20 protein-coding genes and 1 riboswitch are annotated in these 19382 nt (G+C 64.7%); of the genes, 13 read left to right on the top strand and 7 right to left on the bottom strand.

Going from position 1 to position 19382, the window contains the following annotated elements; translation table 11 throughout:
• Positions 1 to 23: 23 nt before the first annotated feature.
• The 4 genes from DCO45_RS17130 to DCO45_RS17115 form a co-directional block, all read right to left on the bottom strand.
• Complete coding sequence (locus tag DCO45_RS17130; RefSeq protein ID WP_116926946.1) at positions 24 to 923, bottom strand: ABC transporter permease; 900 nt, start codon at positions 921 to 923, stop codon at positions 24 to 26.
• Between the two features lie 14 nt (positions 924 to 937).
• Complete coding sequence (locus tag DCO45_RS17125) at positions 938 to 1912, bottom strand: ABC transporter permease (protein ID WP_021025248.1); 975 nt, start codon at positions 1910 to 1912, stop codon at positions 938 to 940.
• A gap of 123 nt (positions 1913 to 2035) precedes the next feature.
• Positions 2036 to 3601: an ABC transporter substrate-binding protein gene (locus DCO45_RS17120; protein ID WP_116926945.1), complete on the bottom strand. Its 1566-nt coding sequence runs from the start codon at positions 3599 to 3601 to the stop codon at positions 2036 to 2038.
• Between the two features lie 96 nt (positions 3602 to 3697).
• A complete protein-coding gene (locus DCO45_RS17115) occupies positions 3698 to 4501 on the bottom strand; it encodes a class II aldolase/adducin family protein (RefSeq protein ID WP_207788094.1) in 804 nt (267 codons plus the stop codon).
• 384 nt (positions 4502 to 4885) lie between these two features.
• Positions 4886 to 4977: riboswitch (TPP riboswitch) on the top strand.
• Positions 4978 to 5041: 64 nt separating this feature from the next.
• Between DCO45_RS17115 and DCO45_RS17110 the strand changes: the two genes are divergently transcribed.
• Genes DCO45_RS17110 through DCO45_RS17085 form a run of 6 tightly spaced genes read left to right on the top strand, consistent with a single transcriptional unit; the run spans position 5042 to position 11031 of the window.
• Positions 5042 to 6124 carry a long-chain fatty acid--CoA ligase gene (locus tag DCO45_RS17110; protein ID WP_116926943.1) on the top strand — a complete coding sequence of 361 codons (1083 nt, stop codon included), beginning with the start codon at positions 5042 to 5044 and terminating at the stop codon, positions 6122 to 6124.
• Positions 6121 to 7626, top strand: a complete 1506-nt coding sequence (locus tag DCO45_RS17105) for an acyl-CoA reductase (protein ID WP_243419397.1) — start codon at positions 6121 to 6123, stop codon at positions 7624 to 7626. The genes DCO45_RS17110 and DCO45_RS17105 overlap by 4 nt, the downstream gene beginning before the upstream one ends.
• Positions 7627 to 7637: 11 nt before the next feature.
• Positions 7638 to 8384, top strand: a complete 747-nt coding sequence (locus tag DCO45_RS17100; protein ID WP_116926942.1) for an ABC transporter ATP-binding protein — start codon at positions 7638 to 7640, stop codon at positions 8382 to 8384.
• Positions 8381 to 9166: an ABC transporter permease gene (locus tag DCO45_RS17095; RefSeq protein ID WP_116926941.1), complete on the top strand. Its 786-nt coding sequence runs from the start codon at positions 8381 to 8383 to the stop codon at positions 9164 to 9166. The genes DCO45_RS17100 and DCO45_RS17095 overlap by 4 nt, the downstream gene beginning before the upstream one ends.
• A 40-nt stretch (positions 9167 to 9206) precedes the next feature.
• Positions 9207 to 10244, top strand: coding sequence for an ABC transporter substrate-binding protein (locus tag DCO45_RS17090; RefSeq protein ID WP_116926940.1), 1038 nt, complete (start codon positions 9207 to 9209; stop codon positions 10242 to 10244).
• A gap of 1 nt (position 10245) precedes the next feature.
• Positions 10246 to 11031: an SDR family oxidoreductase gene (locus DCO45_RS17085; protein WP_243419396.1), complete on the top strand. Its 786-nt coding sequence runs from the start codon at positions 10246 to 10248 to the stop codon at positions 11029 to 11031.
• Positions 11032 to 11055: 24 nt separating this feature from the next.
• Here the strand turns inward: DCO45_RS17085 and DCO45_RS17080 are convergent, their stop codons facing one another.
• Positions 11056 to 11364 carry a hypothetical protein gene (locus tag DCO45_RS17080; protein WP_116926938.1) on the bottom strand — a complete coding sequence of 103 codons (309 nt, stop codon included), beginning with the start codon at positions 11362 to 11364 and terminating at the stop codon, positions 11056 to 11058.
• Positions 11365 to 11459: 95 nt separating this feature from the next.
• On the opposite strand from DCO45_RS17080, the gene DCO45_RS17075 reads away from it, so the two are divergent.
• The 3 genes from DCO45_RS17075 (at position 11460) to DCO45_RS17065 (ending at position 13721) form a co-directional block, all read left to right on the top strand.
• A complete protein-coding gene (locus DCO45_RS17075; RefSeq protein WP_116926992.1) occupies positions 11460 to 11720 on the top strand; it encodes a hypothetical protein in 261 nt (86 codons plus the stop codon).
• 52 nt (positions 11721 to 11772) lie between these two features.
• Entirely contained in the window at positions 11773 to 12084 is a 312-nt protein-coding gene (locus DCO45_RS17070; protein ID WP_116926937.1) for a hypothetical protein, read from the top strand.
• A 179-nt stretch (positions 12085 to 12263) separates the two neighbouring features.
• On the top strand, positions 12264 to 13721 hold the full coding sequence (locus DCO45_RS17065) for a deoxyribodipyrimidine photo-lyase (RefSeq protein ID WP_116926936.1): 1458 nt from the start codon (positions 12264 to 12266) through the stop codon (positions 13719 to 13721).
• A 59-nt stretch (positions 13722 to 13780) separates the two neighbouring features.
• On the opposite strand, the gene DCO45_RS17060 is transcribed toward DCO45_RS17065, so the two are convergent.
• Both DCO45_RS17060 and DCO45_RS17055 read right to left on the bottom strand, forming a co-directional pair.
• Positions 13781 to 14305 (bottom strand): GNAT family N-acetyltransferase, encoded by a 525-nt coding sequence (locus DCO45_RS17060; protein WP_116926935.1) that lies wholly within the window; start codon positions 14303 to 14305, stop codon positions 13781 to 13783.
• A 179-nt stretch (positions 14306 to 14484) separates the two neighbouring features.
• On the bottom strand, positions 14485 to 15489 hold the full coding sequence (locus tag DCO45_RS17055; protein WP_116926934.1) for a tripartite tricarboxylate transporter substrate binding protein: 1005 nt from the start codon (positions 15487 to 15489) through the stop codon (positions 14485 to 14487).
• Here DCO45_RS17055 and DCO45_RS22750 point away from each other — a divergent pair.
• The 4 genes from DCO45_RS22750 (at position 15488) to DCO45_RS17040 (ending at position 19382) form a co-directional block, all read left to right on the top strand.
• On the top strand, positions 15488 to 15772 hold the full coding sequence (locus tag DCO45_RS22750; RefSeq protein ID WP_133248189.1) for a hypothetical protein: 285 nt from the start codon (positions 15488 to 15490) through the stop codon (positions 15770 to 15772). The two genes, DCO45_RS17055 and DCO45_RS22750, sit on opposite strands and share 2 nt — an antisense overlap.
• A gap of 102 nt (positions 15773 to 15874) precedes the next feature.
• Positions 15875 to 17230: a four-carbon acid sugar kinase family protein gene (locus DCO45_RS17050; RefSeq protein WP_165841216.1), complete on the top strand. Its 1356-nt coding sequence runs from the start codon at positions 15875 to 15877 to the stop codon at positions 17228 to 17230.
• Positions 17227 to 18225, top strand: coding sequence for a 4-hydroxythreonine-4-phosphate dehydrogenase PdxA (gene pdxA, locus DCO45_RS17045; RefSeq protein WP_116926932.1), 999 nt, complete (start codon positions 17227 to 17229; stop codon positions 18223 to 18225). The genes DCO45_RS17050 and pdxA overlap by 4 nt, the downstream gene beginning before the upstream one ends.
• A gap of 20 nt (positions 18226 to 18245) precedes the next feature.
• The gene (locus DCO45_RS17040) at positions 18246 to 19382 is read left to right on the top strand and encodes an iron-containing alcohol dehydrogenase (RefSeq protein WP_116926931.1); all 1137 of its coding nucleotides are present in this window, start codon (positions 18246 to 18248) and stop codon (positions 19380 to 19382) included.

Genomic DNA, 19382 nt, shown 5'->3' with positions numbered 1-19382 from the left:
CAGGGCTTCGTGTGAGTAGGCGTTCATCGTGTCTTCCCGTCCTGGCGCGCATTGAGTCCGTCGTTCAGCCCCTCGCCCACCAGGTTGAAGGCCAGCACGGTGAGCAGGATGGCGACGCCGGGGAACACCGCCATCCACCAGGCCTGGCGCAGCACGGTGCGGGCCGAGCCGATCATGTAGCCCCAGCTCATCAGGTTGGGGTCGCCCAGGCCCATAAAGCTCAGGCTCGATTCCAGCAGGATGGCGGTGGCCACCATCAGGGACGCCATCACCACGATGGACGAGGCGGCATTGGGCAGGATCTGCGCCAGGATGATGCGGGGCGTGCTTTGGCCAGCCAGCTGGGCGGCGGCGACAAAGTCGCGCTGGCGCAGGGTCAGGAATTCGCCGCGCACCAGGCGCGCCACCGGCGGCCAGGACACGAGCGCAATGGCCACAATGATGGAGTTGACCGAGGGCTCAAAAATCGCCACCAGTACCAGGGCCAGTGCAAAGCTGGGTACAGACTGGAACATTTCGGTAAAGCGCATCAGGCTGGCATCGACCCAGCCGCCAAAGTAGCCCGATACCGCGCCAATGCCCACGCCAATCAGCAGCGACACCAGGGTCGAGATCACGGCGATCAGCAGCGAAATGCGCGCGCCCAGCACCAGGCCCGAGAGAATGTCGCGGCCCATGGTGTCGGTGCCCATCGCAAAGCCTGCGCGCTCCATCGGCGGCAAAAAGGGTTGCTCGACCATGTCCCAGGGGTTGTGCGCGGCCAGCAGCGGGCCAAAGCAGACCAAGAGCGCCACGACCAGCAAGATGGCCAGGCCCAAAAGGGCGCCCCGGTTGCGGCAAAAGCGGCTCCAGAAGGTCGAGCGGTGCTTGTTCTTGGCGGGAGGCGTAGCGGCCACCAGGGCCGGCTCGGAAATAGCAGTCATCGCAAGGCTCCGTTTCAGCCCAGCTCGATCCGGGGATCGACCAGGGTGTAGACAAAATCAGTGATCAGGTTGAACAGCACCGCCACGGCGGCTGCAACCAGGAAGCAGCCCAGCAGCAGGTTGTAGTCGCGCTGCAGCAGGGCATCGAACATCAGGCGGCCAATGCCGGGCCAGGCAAACACCGTCTCGGTCAGCACCGCGCCGCCAATGAGGCCGCCGGCCTGGATGCCCGCCAAGGTAACGATGGGCAGCAAGGCATTGCGCAGAATGTGCTGGCGCTGGATGCGGCCCATGCGCACGCCCTTGGCGCGGGCGGTTTTGACAAAGTCCATCTGCGCGACTTCGAGCATCGAGGCCCGGGTCATGCGGGCATAGACCGCCATATAAAAGAGCGCCAGCGTGAGGGACGGCAGCACCAGATGCTGGGCAATGTCCCAGGCGCGGGCAAAGCCGGTGGCGTCGCTCCCGACGGTGAAGTAGCCAAAACCGGGCAGCCAGCTCAGCTGCACCGAGAACACCAGCACCGCCATCATGGCCAGCCAATACAGCGGCGTGGCATAGAACACCAGCGCCACAAAGGTGATGGCGCTGTCCACCCATTTGCCGACATGGCGGCTGGCCGTGGCGCCCAAGGCCACGCCAAAGATCAGCGACATCACAAACGCGCTGCCGGTGAGCAGCAAGGTAGCGGGCAGGCGCTCGGCAATCAGATCCAGCACCGGGCGCTGCTGCCGGTAGGAAAAGCCCAGGTCCAGCTGCGTGATGTGGCCCAGGTAGTTGGCCAGCTGGGTGGTGACGGGCTTGTCCAGACCGAACTGCTCGCGCAGCTGGGCGACAAACTGCGGGTCCGAGGCACCGGCTTCACCGGCAATGACGGCAACCGGGTCGCCGGGCGCTGCCCGGATCAGCATGAAGTTGACGGTGGCTATGCACATGAGCACCAGCAGACCCTGGAGCACCCGGACGGACATGTAGCGGAGGCGGTTCATAGCGGGGAGACCTTGGAGCGAGACAAAAGCGCTGCCATCCCGCACGCGCCAGCGGGGGGCTGGCAGCGTGCAGAGTTCAGCAAGAAGAGAGGCGCTGCGGCCTAGGCCGCAACCGGCGGGGCCTTAAGCTATGGACGCACGGCTCAGGCTGTCATTCAAGCCCACGCCGGAGCTGATCGGGTTCTTGATCTTGGTGCGGTAGAGCGTGGGGAAGTTGATCTCATGCAACCAGGCCACCGGCACCTCTTCGGTCAGGATCTTCTGCACCTCGGCATAGGCCTTGGCGCGGTCGGCATCGGTCAGGGCCTTGGCGCCGGCGTCAAACAGTGCATCCACCTTGGGGTTGACATAGCCTTCGATGTTGTTGAACGGCGAGCCCTTGGCAATCGTGTGGCTGGTGTAGGTACGCGCCACGCCCAGCGCAGGATCGGGGTATTGGTAGACATAGATGATGGCCATGTCAAAGTCCCATTCGGCGGTGCGCTGGTTCCAGCCGGCCACATCGGTGCCGGTGGTCTCCACCTTGATGCCGGCCTGGATCAGGTTCTGGCGGATCATCTCGGCCAGGCGCTGCCAGGATTCGCCATAAGGCAGCGGCAGCAGCTTGACGGTCTCGCCCTTGTAGCCGGCTTCCTTGAGCAAGGCCTTGGCCTTGTTCAGATCGCGCGGGTACTTGGTGACGTCGCCCGAGGCGAACTTCACATGCTGGTTGAAGGGGCCGGCAGCCGTCTTGGCAAAACCCTGCCAGGCGACCTTGACCATGGCCTCGCGGTCCATCGCATACATGACGGCCTGGCGGAACTTGGGGTTGTCAAAGGGCGCCTTGCGGTTGTTGAGCACCAGCCAGGAATGGGGCGAGTAGAACTCCCAGCCCTTGGTGGTGACCGCTGCTCCAGGCAGCTTGGCCAGGCGGGCCACATCAAAGAACTCGACCGCGCCGCCGGGCACCACATCGACCTTGCCGGACTCAAACGCTGCTGCGCGCGAGGCCGCATCCGGGATGATGTGGAAGTACAGGTTCTCCACCATGGGCTCGCCCTTGGTGTGGTAGAGCTCATTGGCCACCAGCTGGATGTAGGAGCCCCGCACCCATTCCTTGTACTTGAAGGGGCCCGTGCCAATCGGCTTGGCATTGGCCGGGTTGGTGGCGTAGTCGGTGTTTTCGTAGATGTGCTTGGGGATCATCGGCATCGAGCCGGTATCGAACAGGCTGATGAAGGGCCCAAACGGGTACTTGAGCTTGAACTCCACCGTGTTGGCATCGATGGCGCGCACGCTCTCCAGCGGCTCGAGCGAGGCGCGAAGGCGGGCATGGGTCTTGCGCAGAAACTTGTCGACCGAGAACACCACATCATCGGCAGAGAAGGGCTTGCCGTCGTGCCACTTGACGCCGGACTTGAGCTTGAAGGTGTAGGTCAGGCCGTCGTCGGAGCGGCTCCAGGCCGTGGCCAGCAGGCCATGGGGTTCGAGCTTGTCGTCGTAGCGCAGCAGGCCTTCGTAGATATAGCCGGAGACCAGCTGGGTGGGGCCGTTTTGCACAATGCCCAGCATCAGGCCCGAGGGCTCGGGCTGCACCATCACATTGATCGTTCCCTTGGTTTGCTGCGCCAACGCTGCCATGGGCACGCCCGCGATGCTGAGGCCGGCACCGGCCAGGCTGTAGGAGATAAGTTCACGCCGATTGATCATGGTTGCTTCCTGTCTTGGTATCAAGGGGTGCCTGGCCCGGCTGGGCTTGCGGCGGTGGGGCCGCAAAGGCGGCGGCATGCAAGGGTCGAGAGGTCCTCAGTCGCGGTAGTGGCTGCGGCCCGGGGGCTGCAAAAAGCCCAGCAGGCCCTGCCATTCGCGCTCATGCGGGTCGGCGCGCTTGGGCTGGCCGGGCATCACATCGGTGTCGCCGCTCTCGTACTGGCGGGCGGTCAGCTCGCAGACCTCGGGCGGCACGGGGTTGATGGCCTGGCCGCTGGACTGGATGGCCAGCTGCACGCGGCAGGCGCGGTCCAGGTTGAGCATCAGGATGAAGGCCTCGGCCACGCTGTGGCCCAAGGTGAGCAGACCGTGGTTGCGCAGCACCATGGCCTTGGCCGTGCTGCCCAGGTCGGCGACCAGGCGCTCGCGCTCATGCAGATCCAGCGCGATGCCTTCGAACGTGTGGTAGGCCACGCGGTTGTAGAACTGCAGCGCCCACTGGTTGCTCGGCTGCAGGCCGCATTGCAGTGAGGACACCGCCACGCCCGCTTCGGTATGCGAGTGCACGACGCAGGCGGCGTCATGGCGGGCCGCATGCACAGCGCTGTGGATCACAAAGCCGGCCGGGTTCACCTCGTGGGGCGTGTCCTCGACGATACGGCCCTCGGCATCGATCTTGACCAGCGAGCTGGCCGTGATGTCCTTGAACAGGGTGCCAAAGGGGTTGATGAGGAACTGGTCAGTGCGGCCTGGCACCCGCGCCGAGATGTGCGTGTAGATGCTGTCGTCCATCCCGAAATGGGCCATCAGGCGGTAGGCGGCGGCCAGGTCTTCGCGAACGCGCTGTTCGCTGTCGGTATGCGGTTTGTCGTAGCCGGATTGGACGTCGGCATCAGCCATTGCAAGCATTGTTGTCCTCATTAAATTTATGTCGTCTAGCGACAGTCGTCTGTCGACAGGACATAAGTTAACAGACTGAATCGCGGATGGAAAGGGTTGCGGACTAGGTGATTTCCAGCAGGCGCGCTTTGACCTGGTGCAGAAAATTTGCAAAGCACCACAATGGGTTAGGTGGTGATGTCCTTGCCTGGATATGGTGCAGGAATGCGCAAAAAATGCCTTGGCTTGGTGCGTGTGCGACTGCGCCCTCGGCGCCTTGCACCATCGCGGTGGCCCTGGTGTTTTCCCTGGTTTGGGCTTGGCCCCGGTGGCTGGATTGGCCGTGGTGCAGGCCTTGGCTTGACAGTGTGGATGGCGGTGACCCAGCAGCCCTGGGGTAAGATGGCGCCTGCTCCGGGGTGCACGCCAGTGCTGAGATCTACACCCGAGAACTTGAACCGGGTCATTCCGGCGGAAGAAGAGCCAAGTCCCTGCCAGGGGCGCCTTGCGCGCATGGGGGGAGCCTTCGGAGCATGACCTCACCGCTCTCGAAGGAATTCCATGGACAAGGCCGATACGCTGGTCGCAGACCTGCTTGCATTCATCGCAATGGATGGCTGCACCGATGACCAGTTTGACCAGCTCGCGCTGCGTCTTTTTGCCTACCAATACGCATCCAATACGCCGTTCCGCAGCTTTTGCCAGCGCCGTGGCGCAAGCCCCCGCACGGTCAAGACCTGGAGCGATATCCCGGCTGTGCCCATCGACGCCTTCAAGGCACTGGAGCTGCGCAGCGAGCCGCCGTCGTCCACCGAGCGTGTCTTCATGACCAGTGGCACCACGGGCCGCGCGGCACGGGGCCGGCATTTTCATCCTGCCCTGCAGGTGTATGACCTGTCGATGCAGCAGCATTTCGCCACCCGCTTTATGCAGGGCACAGCGCGCATGCCAATGGGCATCCTGTTCCCTGATGAGGCGGCCATGCCTAACTCGTCGCTGGCGCATTACCTGGCACTGGCCAAGTCGAGCTTTGGCACACCGGAGAGCCGCTATTTTCTCGGGCCGGAGGGCCTGGATATGGCCGGGCTCTGCGCCGCGCTGGAAGCGGCTGAGCGCAGCGGCCAGCCCTATGCACTGCTGGGCGCCAGCTTCAGCCTCGTGCATGTGATGGATGCGCTGCGTGCCCAGGGCCGCCGCTTTCATCTTCCAGCGGGCAGCCGCATCCTGGATACCGGCGGCTACAAGGGCCAGTCGCGTGAGCTGCCGTTGGCCGACTTCTATGCCGGCCTTTCCGAACTGTTGGGCGTGCCGCCCGAGCTGTGCATCAACATGTATGGCATGACCGAGCTGAGCACCCAGTTCTACGACAACGGCAATGCCACGTTGCCCTCGGTCAAGTCCGGCCCGCACTGGATTCGCTCGCGCCTGGTCGAGCCCGTCAGCGGCCGCAGCGTAGCGCCTGGCGAGCGCGGCATTCTGGTGCACTGCGACCTGGCCAACTACAACGCGGTCAGCACCATCCTGACCGAAGACGTGGGCCTGTGGGCCGATGGCGGCTTTTTGCTGCTGGGCCGGGCCGAAGGGGCCGCCGCCAAAGGCTGCTCGCTGGCCGTCGATGAGTTTGTGCAAGCGGCGCGCGCATGATGCAGCCGCAAGCCGCTGAGCGCATGGCCGGGCGCATGCGGGCCGGCTACCTGCCAGGCCTGGAGGAAAGTCAGGTACGCTGGCAGGTGCTGGTGTTTGAGCGCGCGGGCCAGCGCCTGGAGGTCGAGGTGCCGGTGCTGACCGGCGCGCAGATGCAGGCCCTCACCGAGCGGGTGCGCGCCGCCGCGCAGCGCCAGCTGCAGCCGATGCCGCTGGCCGAGATTGTGGCGGCGATTGACCGCGCCATCGCCCGCCTGCTGGACCCTGCCGACCCCTATCGCCGCCAGATCGATGCCTGCCTCCCGCTGGTGTGCGGCTATGACGCGGCGATGGTTCGCCTGGGGCTCAACGGCCTGTTCAAGACCTTTCGCGCGCCCCAGCTGTGGCGCTTTGTGGGCGAGGATTTTGCCAACCCCCGTGTGCTGGACGGCTTTGTGCCCGCCGCCAAGGGCGGAGCGGTGCGTGCCTATGGCCCCGGCCTGCTGCTGCACAGCTGGGCCGGCAATGTGCCGGCGCTGTCGCTGTGGAGCCTGGTTTGCGGCCTGCTCGTCAAAGCGCCTAGCGTCGGCAAGCTGGCCAGTGCCGAGCCGCTGTTTGCCGGCTGGTTTGCGCGTTTGCTGGTCGAAGTCCATCCGCCCTTGGCCGACTGCCTGGCCGTGGTCTGGTGGCCCGGCGGCGCCCAGACGGGCGACAGCGCCGAAGGCGCGCAGGTGCTTTACGCCGAGGCCGATACCGTGATGGCCTATGGCAGCAACCAGACCCTGGCCGCGCTGCGCCAGCAGTTGCCGGTGACCACGCGTTTTTTGCCCCATGGCCACAAGCTGGGTTTTGGCATGGTGGGTAGGGCGGCACTGGATGCCGTCAAAGCGCCGGCCCATGCGCGGCTGGCAGCCTGGGATGTCATGCGCTATGACCAGCAAGGCTGCTACTCGCCCCATGTGTTTTATGTAGAGCGGGGCGCCACGGTCTCACCCCGCGCCTTTGCCGATTACCTGGCCGCCGAGCTCGCCAACCTGCAGCAGCGCTTTGCGCGCCGCCCGCTGGATCTGGAAGAGGGCGCCGGCATGGCGCGCTGGCAGCAGTCGCTGGAGTGGCGTGCGCCCGCCGATGATGGCGCCGCCCCGCAGCTGATTGGCCCGGCCGATGCGCCCTGGAGCGTGGCCTATAGCGACAGCCTGGAGCCGCTGGCGCCCACGGCGCTCTACCGCAGCATTGTCGTCGTGGGGGTGGACAGTCTGGAGCAGGTGGTGCCGTTGATAGCAGCCCAGCGTGACTACCTGCAGAGCGCAGGCCTGGCCGTGGGCCCCGAGGATTTGTACCGCCTCGCCGGCCTGCTGGGGGCCGCCGGCGTCACCCGCATCAGCGCGCTGGGCGCCATGGGCATGCCCGAAGCCGGTTGGCACCATGACGGGCGCTTTAGCCTGCTCGACCTGGTGCGGATGACCGAGATCGATGCCGCTGCCGAGGCCGCCGCCCAGCCGCTGGCGCGCTACGCAGACTGAAGGGCGGCGCGATGGCATGGATTGATATCGAGGACCTTAGCTTTGCCTACCCGGGCCAGCCGCCTGTCGTGGATGGCGTGCGCTGGCAGATGGCGCAAGGCGCCTTCCACTGCCTGCTGGGCCGCAGCGGCTGCGGCAAGACCAGCTTGCTGCAGCTGGTCGCCGGCCTGCTGCAGCCCCAGGCCGGGCGCATTGTGCGGGCTGGTGGTAGCCTGGCCGCACCCGGCCCGCAGCTGGGCGTGATGTTCCAGTCGCCCACCTTGCTGGACTGGCTGACGGTGCTGGACAATGTGCTGCTGCCGCTGTCGCTGCAGCGCAAGCCTACGGCGCAGGACCGTGACGCCGCCGAGCAGCTGCTGGCCCAACTTGGCCTGGCGTCGCTGACCCGGCAGCAACCCGGGCAGCTATCCGGCGGGCAGCAAAGCCGGGTGGCGCTGGCGCGGGCCTTGATTCGTGAGCCCGCCTTGCTGCTGCTCGACGAGCCCTTTGCCGCGCTCGACGCCATCACCCGCGCCGAGCTGCAGGATGAGCTGCTGCGCAGCTGCCGCGCGCGCGGCACCACCGTGCTCTTTGTCACCCATGACATCAACGAAGCCGTGTACTTGGGGGACCGGGTGGCGCTGATGCATGGCGGGCGCCTGGTGGCCGATATCGCCATTGACCTGCCGACGCCCCGCACCCAGGCCATGCGCCATGGCGCGGCCTTTAACGCCTATGCGGCCCAGGTGCGTGCCGCGATGGATGGGGCCAGCGCATGAACCCTCTCTTGATAGCCCGGCTCTGGGCCACTGCGTTGCTGGTGCTGCTGCTGGCCGTGTGGGAGGGCGCTGGGCGCCTGGGCGGCATCTCGGCCCTGGTGCTGCCCGTGCCGTCGGCGGTGCTGCAGGCCTTGTGGACGGGGCTCGCGTCCGGCTACTTTTGGCCGCATGTGGCGGCCACCGTGCAAGCGGTGCTGCTCGGCCTGGCGGCCGGTGCCTGCTTTGGCTTGCTGGCGGGTATGGCCTTGGCCGAGTCGGTGTTGCTGGAGCGCGTGCTCAAGCCCTATGTGGTCGTCAGCCAGGTGGTCCCCAAGCTGGCGCTGGCGCCGCTGTTTGTGCTGTGGTTTGGTTTTGGCATGCTGCCGACGGTGCTGATCACGGCGCTGGTCTGCTTTTTTCCGCTGATGGAAAACACCTTGACGGGCCTGCGCCAGGTCGATGCACAGCGCCTGCAGCTGTTTCGCATGCTGGGGGCCAGCCGTCTGCAGACGTTATTGCGGCTCAAGCTGCCCATGGGGTTGCCCGCCATTCTGGCGGGCCTGCGCGTGGCCGTGGTGCTGGCGCTGGTGGGCGCGGTAGTGGCAGAGTTCATGGGCGCCAGCCAAGGGCTGGGCGCGGTGGTGATTGCCGCCCAGGGAATGATGGACACCAGCCTGATGTTTGCCGCGCTCTTGCTGATTGCGGCGCTGGGTTTGCTGCTGTACCAGGCCTGCCTGCTGCTGGAGCGCAGATTGCTGCGTGGCCATGCAGTCGCTGGCGCCCCGGCAGGCCCGCGCCGTTGATTTTTAGATTTTTGCTCGATTGCTTCTGGATGGACCGCTTATGTCTGCACCTTTTCTGACCTCCTCCCTCTCGCGCCGCCGCTGGCTGGGCGCCTCTGCCGGCCTCTTTGGCCTGGGCCTGGCGGGCAAGGGCATCACAGCGGGCGCTGCCGCGCCGGTCAGCGGCAAGATTCGCCTGGCCGGCTGGAGCAAGCCGATCAGCGAGATCACCAATATCCTGGCTGAGCCGGACAAGGGCTTTTTTAAGGCCCAAGGGGTGGATCTGACCTACCTGCCCGGTGCCGGCGGTGGCGACGCGATCCGCAATATCCTGAGCGGGCAGGGCGATGTGGCCTTTACCGACCCGGGCTCGTTCTTCATGGCGCTGGACAAGGGCGAGAAGCTGGTCGCCATCTACGACATCTACCCGCAAAACGTTTTCAATGTCGTCTCGCTGCGCTCGAGCGGCATCCGCAGCCCGGCGGATCTGAAGGGTAAGACCATTGGCGTCTATAGCCTCGCCAGCGGCACGCGCCAGAACCTGCTGGTGATGCTGCACCAGGCGGGGCTCAAGGAATCGGACGTGCGCATTGTCGTCACCGGCCTTTTGAACTTTGCACCGCTGATGCAAGGCCAGGTCGATGCGACCGCCGCCACTGACACCGGCCTGGCCGTGGGCCTGCGCAAGGGCATGGGCGAGGTCCATGTGATGCCCGTGCGCGACTACCTCAATATGTCCAGCGATATGTTTGTGGTGCGCCGGCAGTCGCTGGAGCAGCAGCCGGCATTGCTGCAGGCCTTTTTGCGCGGCTACCGTGACAGCGCGGCATGGATGATCGCCCAGCCCGAAGAGGCCGCCACCCTGGCCACCAAGCGCGCGATCGATGGCACCCAGCGCGATATCAACCTCGATGTGATTGCGCTGCGCAATGCCTCGGCCCAGCCCACCCTGCGGGTGCAGGGCAAGGTCGCGCCGCTGGGCAGTTTTGACCTGGCTGCGCTGCAAAAGGGCGCGGACGCCTACCATGCGCTGGGCATGGTGCAGCAGCCCATCAAGGTGGCCGATGTGGTCGACAGCCGTTGGCTGCCAGGGGCCTGAGATGCTGGAGAGCAGTGCTTTGAATCTGCGCGGCAAGGTGGTGCTGGTCACCGGCGCCAGCCGGGGCATTGGAGCGGCCATCGCCCAGGCCTTTGCGCGCGAAGGCGCCACCGTGGCGGTGAACTACCTGGCCAATGAGGCAGCAGCGGCCCAGACCGTGGCCGCCTGCCAGGCTGCTGGCGGCAACGCCTGGGCCGTGCAGGCTGATGTGGGCAACCCGGCCGCGGTGGACGCGATGGCCCAGGCCATTGCGCAAGAGGCCGGGCCCATCGACATCGTCGTGAACAACGCCTTGCGCCCCTATGCCTTTGACCCCGAGCGCCGCCAGCCGCTCGATGCACTGGCCTGGAGCGACTACCAGGCGCAGTTCGATGCCGCCGTGGGCGGCGCCTTCCATGTCTGCCGCGCCGTGCTGCCACAGATGCGCCAGCGCGCCCGGGGCAGCATTGTCAATATCAGCAGCAACTTGGTGGAACACCCTGTCGTTGCCTACCACGACTACAGCACGGCCAAGGCCTCGCTGGTGGGCTTTAGCCGCAACCTCGCCAGCGAGCTGGGGCCCTTTGGCATACGCGTCAACTGCGTCGCCCCGGGCCTCGTCTACCCCACCCAGGGCAGCGCGCAAACCCGCGAGTCCTTCCGCGAATCGCTGATGGCTGCCACCCCGCTGCGCCGCCTGGCCAGCCCCGACGATGTGGCCGGGCCGGTGCTGTTTCTGGCATCGGACCTGAGCCGGTTTATGACGGGGCAGGTGTTGTTGGTGGATGGGGGCTTGGTGATGCGCTGATGGGGCGATCAGGCGGCGCAAACCTCAGTCGTTCTCCCGTGGCAGTACATGCCTGAGCTCCAACTGGTCGCAGCTGTGGGGATGGAGTGCACCGTCCTGCTGCAGCTCCCCCACCTCAAAACCGTCTTCGACATCTTCGAAATACAGCAGGCCGTGGGGGAGGTGGGCGACGACCAATACCTGCTCTAGCTGGCCCAGGCGATGGATGGGGACCGGGTAAAAAGGCTGCCGACATCCAGTGAAAAGCGCCTGTTGCGCTGTGCTGCAGTTGGAGAGTTGCTTTTCAACAATCGCTTCCAACGCATCGACGGTGACGGGTTCCCAGGTACTCATATTGGTGCTTGGAGCTGATTACGGACGCACAGTATGCTATGGCACCCAGGGCCCCTCGGGTCCTCGCAAAGACTGATCAGCAGAAACGGACAACCATGGTCTTCCTGGCAATCACCCCCGAAGGCCTTCAGCAGGCCTTGATCGCAGCAGAAAAAACGGGCCAGCCGTTGTGGTGCGGCTTGAATGCGATTTCCCAAGAGGCGTTTAGCGCTATGGCAGGGAGCGGCCTTTCGCGCTTTGACTACGCCTTGGACCCGAAAGACACAGATACTTTGGCTGGCGCGCTCGACACCATAGCGCAACACCACCCGGCTAGCATCGTCTGGTTGGAAACAGCCCCCGCTGCGGACGACTGAGCCGGGCAGCGCGGTTGCTGGCCAGCGGCCCAGCTGCCGCACCACGACATCCATGAAAAACATCCAGGTCATCGATGGCGCGCTGAACTGCGTCTACGACATCTTTGCTGCGACGGAGCAGGAGTTCGCGCTGATCTTCCCCAGCGGCCAGGACATCGCCTTCATCGACGACGTCTATGCAGCTGCACCCGATGCGGCGGCCTTGGACAAAGCCTTTGATAGCCTATGGACCCGGCGGCTTGCCAAGGCGCAGGCGATGGGCATCCATGGCCAGCTGTTTTATGGACTTGACGAGAAAAAACCCTTCTATCCCAGCCGGCGCGACGAAGAAGCCCAGAACCCGGACGGATCGCGGCTTCGCTAAGACCAGGCAAAGCATCGCGCGAGCCCAAGAAGGAAGCGGCATCCAGCCTGTTGGCTGACATGCAGCGGCGCGCTGCCACGGCACAATAGCGCCCTTGGGATGGCGGGGCCAGCTTGGGACTACATGCTGCCGCCTTGCCATCCGCTGCATCAAAAACCAGAACAGGAAACCCATCAACCATGGCCAGCCGCGCCCTGGTGTGGATGCGTCGCGATTTGCGCTGCGACGACCATGCCGCTCTCTACCATGCCTTGCGCCGCTTTGAGCAGGTGTATTGCGTCTTCGTTTTTGACACCGACATCCTCGATCTGCTGCCCACGCGCGAGGACAGGCGGGTGGACTTTATCCATGCCAGTGTGTTGGCGCTGGACGATGACCTGCGCCAGTTGGCGGCGGGCAGCGGCGCGCCGGGTGCGGGCCTGCTGGTACGCCATGGGCCGGCTGTGCAAGAGGTGGTGCAGCTGGCGCAGGCGCTGGGCGTGCAAGAGGTGCTGACCAACCGCGACTACGAACCCGAGGCCATTGCCCGCGATGCGCGCGTGGCCGGCGATTTGCAAGCCGCCGGCATCGCCTTTAGCGATTACAAGGACCAGGTGCTGCTGGACCGCGATGAGGTGCTGACCCAGCAAGGCCATCCCTACAGCGTGTTCACGCCCTACAAGCGCGCCTGGCTGCAAAAGCTTGATGCCTTCCAGTGCAAGGCCTACCCGGTGGCGCGCTATGCCGGGCATCTGGCGGCATTGCCCAAGGGCGAGGCGATTCCGTCGCTGGCCGATCTGGGTTTTCAGCCCAGCAATCTGGCGTCGCTCAAGATTCCCACCGGCAGCCGGGGCGCGCAGCTGCTGCTGCAGGATTTTTTGCCGCGCATGGCGGCCTACCAGGACGCGCGGGATTTTCCGGCGGTCAAGGGCGTCTCCTACCTGTCGGTGCATCTGCGCTTTGGCACCGTGTCGATCCGCCAGCTGGCCGCCCTGTCCGTGGCGCAGGCGCGCACGGGCTGCGAGGGCGCGCAGACCTGGCTGTCGGAGCTGGCCTGGCGCGACTTTTACGCGATGATTCTCTGGCACCACCCGCAGGTGGTGACCCAGTCGTTCCGCCCCATCTACGACAAGGTGCAGTGGGACGACGCCCCTGAGCTGTGGCAGGCCTGGTGCGAGGCACGCACCGGGTACCCGTTGGTGGACGCCGCCATGCGCCAGCTGCTGCAGACCGGTTATATGCACAACCGCCTGCGCATGGTGGTGGCCAGCTTTTTGACCAAGGACCTGGGCATTGACTGGCGCGCGGGCGAGCGCTTTTTTGCCCAGCACCTCAATGACTATGACCTGTCATCGAACAATGGCGGCTGGCAGTGGGCGGCGTCGACGGGCTGCGACGCCCAGCCCTGGTTCCGCATCTTCAACCCCATCACCCAGTCCGAGCGTTTTGACCCGGATGGCAAGTTCATCCGTCGCTATCTGCCAGAACTCGCCAAGGTGCCTGACCGGTATATCCACTTTCCCGCTGCGATGAAGCCGCTGGAGCAGCAGGCCTGCGGTCTGCAGCTGGGGCGCGATTACCCGCAGCCGGTGGTGGACCACGGCCGGGCGCGTGAGCGGACCTTGATGCGGTTTCACTTTATGAAGAATCCGGATTGACCGGATGAGACGCTCGGTGGTGAGGCAGGGCAGGGCTCGCCGCAAGCGCCATAGCTTGATCAGTGCCGCGGCGTGAACATGCCCATGGGCAGCCGCATTGCGATGCGCCTGCCTGGGGGCAATCCATGCAGGGCTTCGGCGTCCAGGGTTTCCTGGAGGCGTTGCCCGGGTTGCAGCAGCTGCTGAAAACCCAGCCTGGCATAAGCAGGGGCACACCATGCCACATCGGAAAACGTCGTCAAGGTCAGCGCGCTCAGCCCCTGTGCCAGGGCGTGCTGGTACGCACTGGCCATGAGCAGGCCGCCGATGCCCCTGCGCTGCCAGTCCATGTGGACGGATAACTCCCAGATATGAAGCTCGGTGTCGACAATCTCCGTGCTGATGAAACCGGTCAGCACACCTTCATCCGTCTCGGCCACCCATACCGATTGTTGGAGGATGCGGCTTTCATGCGCAGCCTGCGCTATCAGCGGGCCGTCTGCCAGCCAGGCCAGGCCGGCGGCACCGCTATACAGCTGGGCGGCAGACTTTTCAATGGCTGGTAAATCTGCGGCGTCGGTGAGACGGGCAGGGCGAATCAACATGCGGGGGCTCCAGATCCATACCGTGTTCGCTGGGGATGGGGTCGAACGGTCTGGCATTGTAGTTCTGGCCAGAGGCATCGGGGGCTCTGAACGCCGCGCTGCTGGGCAGCAAATATCCAGCTGGCTGGCACTGACGGAGCCGATCTGGTCGATCGGCTCCACACAAGACCACTCAACCATCAATCAATCTTCAAGCCAATCGCGCTGATCACCGAACCATAACGGTCCAGCTCGGCCTTGGTGAACTTGGCCAGCTCGTCCTGGGTGCTGGCCTTGCTGCGCACGCCCAGCTTGGTCAGGCGATCCTTGGCGTCCGCATCGGCCAGGGCTTCGTTGAGCGCCTGGTGGAGTTTGGCCAGCACCTCGGGGCTGGTTTTGGCGGGGGCGTAGAGGGCGTACCAGGCGTTCACGACAAAGTTGGGGTAGCCGCTTTCGGCGAAGGTGGGCACAGTGGGCAGCTCGGGCAGGCGCTCGGTGCTGGCAACGGCCAGGGGGCGCACTTTGCCCGAGGTGATCAGTGGCGTGGCGCTGGTCAAGGTGTCAAAGATCATGTCGATGCGGCCGCCCATCAGGTCCATGGTGTGGGCATTGCCGCCCTTGTAGGGCACATGGGTCATGTCCACGCTGGCGGCGCGTTTGAACAGCTCGGCACTCAAATGCAGCGGCGAGCCATTGCCGGCCGAGCCATAGGTGAGGGTGGCCGGCGTCTTTTTCGCTTGTTCCACCACCTGCTTGACATCCTTGAATGGTGAGTTGGTGGCGACTTCCAGCACGATGGGGGCTTCGCCGATCATGCCGACCGGGGCGAAATCCTTGATCGCGTCATAGCCGGGCTGGCGGTACAGGTGCGGGCTGATCGCGTGGCTGGAGAGGGAGCCCAGCACCAGCGTGTAGCCGTCACCGGGCGCCTTGGCCGCCAGCGCGGTTCCGATGGTGGTGCCCGCGCCGCCACGGTTGTCAACGATCACGGACTGCTTGAGGATCTCCCCCATCTTCTGGCCCACGATACGGCCCACCGCATCGTTGGCGCCGCCTGCCGGGTAGGGCACGATCAAGGTGATGGGCTTGGCGGGATAGGCGGCGTCTGCCGCCTGGCTGGCCAGCGGGGCGAGGCCCAGCAGCAGGCTGCTGGCAAGGAGGAAGCGGCGGCGCGTGGTGGCAGAAGCAGGGTTGGAAGCGAACATGGTGGGACACCTCAAGGGCTGGTGGTTCAAATATGACTTCAGGGCTGAAGACGCAATGGTTTTTGGTGGTTATTTGATCAAAACAATCAAAATTGATAATTTTTTGAACGCTTCGATCAGAACTCTTTTTGCCAAAGTCTCCAATCAGGACTTTCCCCGAGTTGGTGCATGCACCATGGTGCGGAATCGCTGCACATTGGCGGTGCGTATGGGGCCAGATGTAATGGGGTTCGACCTAAACTCACTGCTTCCACGATCAAATCGATCATTTCTGGTGCGTTGAATCAAGGGTTAACCCTTGTTTTATCCCGCTTTGATTGAATTATGATTGAATCAATCAATTTTAAGGCTTGGTGTGATGACTGAGTCGACCGAAAGCACCTGCATGAGCCCGCGTTCCCTCCCGCGTTACCTCGTTCTCGCCGATGACCTCTCCGGTGCAGCCGACTGCGCTGCGGGGTTTGCGAGCGCTGGTCTCTCCACCAGCGTGCTGCTGGATGCGCAAGCCAGCGCTGGTGCCCAGAGCGATGTGGATGTGCTGACGGTAGACACAAATAGCCGGCGCGATACGGCGGCTGAGGCTGCTGCCAAGCTGCAGGCAGTGCTGGCCGCGCCAGCATCCCAGGGCCGCCGGGTGCTCAAGAAAATCGACTCCACCTTGCGGGGTGGTTGGGCGCAGGAGGTGGCGGTGCTGCAAAGCGCGCTCCATGCCATTGCGCTGGTGGCCCCTGCCTTCCCGCAGATGGGCCGCACGATGCAGGGCGGGGTGGTGTATGTGCACGGCGTGCGCCTGGCCGATACCGCTACCTGGCAGCTGGAGCATGCAGACCGCGAGGACCGCGCGGCGCAGCAGCTGCATGCCGCCGGCCTGCGCTGCGACAACCTGCCCGCCAGCGTGCTCGATGCAGGCCCAGAAGCGACCGCACAAGCAATTGCCCATGCACGTGAGCAGGGCGTGCAGGCGCTGGTGTTGGATGTGCTCCATGACCAGCATCTGCAGACCTTGGCCCAGGCTAGCCTCCAGGTAGAGCAGGCTTTTTGCGTGTGCTCTGCCGGCCTGTCGCATGCGCTGGCGCAGCAGGTGCCGGCTTTGCCGGCATCGGTCGGTTCCTTGGATGTACCGCATGCCGCCGGGCGTTTGCCCAGCGTGGTTACCGTCGTTGGCAGCATGTCGGCGATTGCGCAGCAGCAGCTCACGTATTTGGCCGAGCAGCCAGGCACGCGGCTGCATGTGGTGCATCCTGGCTGGTTGCGCAGCGACGCGCAGACGACCCAAGGCCAGAAACTGGTGCAGACGCTGGTACAGACCCTGGTGCAGACCATCAGCGACGAAGTGGCCCAGGGCCTGGATGTCGTGGTCAGCCTGGGAGCAGATGCGCAGACCGACCCGGCCGAAGGCCCGATGCTGGCACGGCAGCTGGCCCGCTTGCTGCATGCGCCCATGGCCGCCGCCGCAGGTCTCGTCATCACCGGCGGTGAAACGGCCCGGTCGGTACTGGAAGAACTGCAACTGCGCCGCCTGCGCGTGCATTCCGAGAGCGAGCCCGGCGTGGTGCTGTGCATCACCGAGAACCAGGACATCGAACAAGACACCCCGCGCCAGTGGATTGCCACCAAGGCCGGCGCCTTTGGCCATCCCGCATCGCTGCACCGCGCAAGCCGCGCCATCCATTCATTGCTGGCTGCCAGCACCCATGGCGGCCACACCGACCCACTCCCTACAGAAAGCAAGCAAAGATGAGCCATTCCCTGCCCGTCATCGGAATCACCATGGGAGACGCTGCCGGCGTGGGCCCTGAAATCATTGTCAAGAGCTTTGCGAACGACAGCCTGTACAGCCTGGCCAAAGCCGTGGTCATTGGCGATGCCAAGCGGCTGCAGAAGGCCAATGCGCTGCTGGGCACCCAGGTGCGTGTGCGGGCGATCGAGGACATTGCCGATGCAGCCTTTGAGCGGGGCGTCATCGACTGCATTGATCTGCAGCTGATCCCGGACGACCTGGCATTTGGCAAGCTCTCGCCCGTGGCCGGTGATGCGGCGTTCCGCTTTATCGAGCGCGCGGTGGAGCTGGCCAAGGCCCGAAAGATCGACGCTATCTGCACCGCGCCGCTGAACAAGGAGGCACTGCATGCCGGCGGCCACAAGTTTCCCGGCCACACGGAGATGCTGGCGCACCTCACCGGCGTGGAAGAGGTCTCGATGATGCTGGTTGCGCCCAATCTGCGCGTGATCCATGTGACCACACATATCGGCTTGCTCGATGCCATCCGCAAGATCGAGCCGGGCCTGGTCGAGCGCACCATCCAGCGCGGCTACGACACCTTGCGCAAGGCGAGCATCGCCAACCCACGGATTGCAGTGTGTGGCATCAACCCGCATGCCGGTGAGAACGGCCTGTTTGGCTATGGTGAGGAAGAAGAAAAGATCATCCCCGCCGTGCAGAAGCTGCGCGACAAGGGTATGGACATTGAAGGCCCACTGCCGGCCGACACGCTGTTCTTCCGCGCCGGGCGCGGTGATTTCGACCTGGTGGTTGCCATGTACCACGACCAAGGCCATGGCCCCGTCAAGGTGCTGGGCCTGGAGGCGGGCGTGAACATCACCGTGGGGCTGGATGTGATCCGCACCTCGGTGGACCACGGCACGGCGTTTGACATTGCCGGCAAGGGCATTGCCGATGAGCGCAGCCTGCTCGAAGCTCTGCGCCAGGGCGCAGAACTCGCAACGCGCAGCTAAAAAATCCAGGAGACAAAGACATGCGTATCCACAGCACCGTCCTCAGTGGCCACAAGGTCCTCGACGACATCGCCTACCTGGTAAGCGGCAAGCACAAGCTGCTGTTTGTCAGCGACCAGAACATCTCCGGCATCGCAGGCGTGCAGGCGCTGTTGGCCCAATTGCGGCGCGCGGCCGCCGAGGTGCAGGTGATTGACGATGTGCCGCCCGAGCCATCGGATGCGGATGTGGAGCGGATTCTGCAAGAGCGCGATCTGCGCGGCGTGGACTTTGTCGTCGGCGTGGGCGGCGGCAGTGTGCTGGATGTGGCCAAGCTGCTGTCGGCACTGGCGCATGCCGAATCGCCCAGCTTGGCCGAGCTGCTGGCGGGCACCAAGGTCACGCAGCGGGTCAAGGCGCTGATGGTGCCGACGACGGCGGGCACGGGCTCGGAGGCGACGCCCAATGCGATCCTGGCGATCCCTGCGCGCGAGACCAAGCAGGGCATCATCTCCCCGGTGCTGCTGCCCGACTATGTGGCGCTGGCGCCGGAGCTGACGGTGACCATGCCGCACAAAATTGCGGCTTCGACCGGGGTCGATGCGCTCTGCCACCTGATCGAGTGCTTTACCGCCAGCATTGCCAACCCGGTCGCCGACAACTACGCGATGATCGGCATGAAAAAGCTGTTCGAGAACATCGAGCTCTCGCTAGCCGAACCCGACAACCTCGAAGCCAAGCTCAACATGCTCTGGGCCTCGTACTACGGCGGCGCCTGCATTGCCCATGCGGGCACGCACCTGGTCCATGCCATGTCCTACCCGCTGGGCGGCAAGTACCACATCCCGCATGGCGTTGCCAATGCGATCTTGCTCGCGCCTTGCTTTGAATGGCTGCGCCCGCTGTGCGTTGCCAAGCTGGCACGCGCTTACGAGCTGGTGCCCGGTGCCAATATGGCGCTGGACGACGAAGGCAAATCGCATGCGCTGGTGGCCTACTTTGCCGATCTGGTCCAGCGCCTGCGCCTGCCGGCCAGCCTGCAAGAGCTGGGCATTGGCCGCGATCACCTGCCCGATCTGGTGAAGGCCGCGCTCGATGTGCAGCGCCTCATCAAGAATGTGCCCGGGGCCGTCACGGGCGCCGATATCGAAAAGGTCTACCTGAAGCTGTTTAACTGA

The sequence above is a fragment of the Comamonas sp. JNW genome, from assembly GCF_003105075.1.
Taxonomy (GTDB): domain Bacteria; phylum Pseudomonadota; class Gammaproteobacteria; order Burkholderiales; family Burkholderiaceae_C; genus Comamonas; species Comamonas squillarum.
The sequence above is the reverse complement of the archived record's forward strand: the minus strand, read 5'-3'. Positions and strand labels throughout refer to the sequence as shown.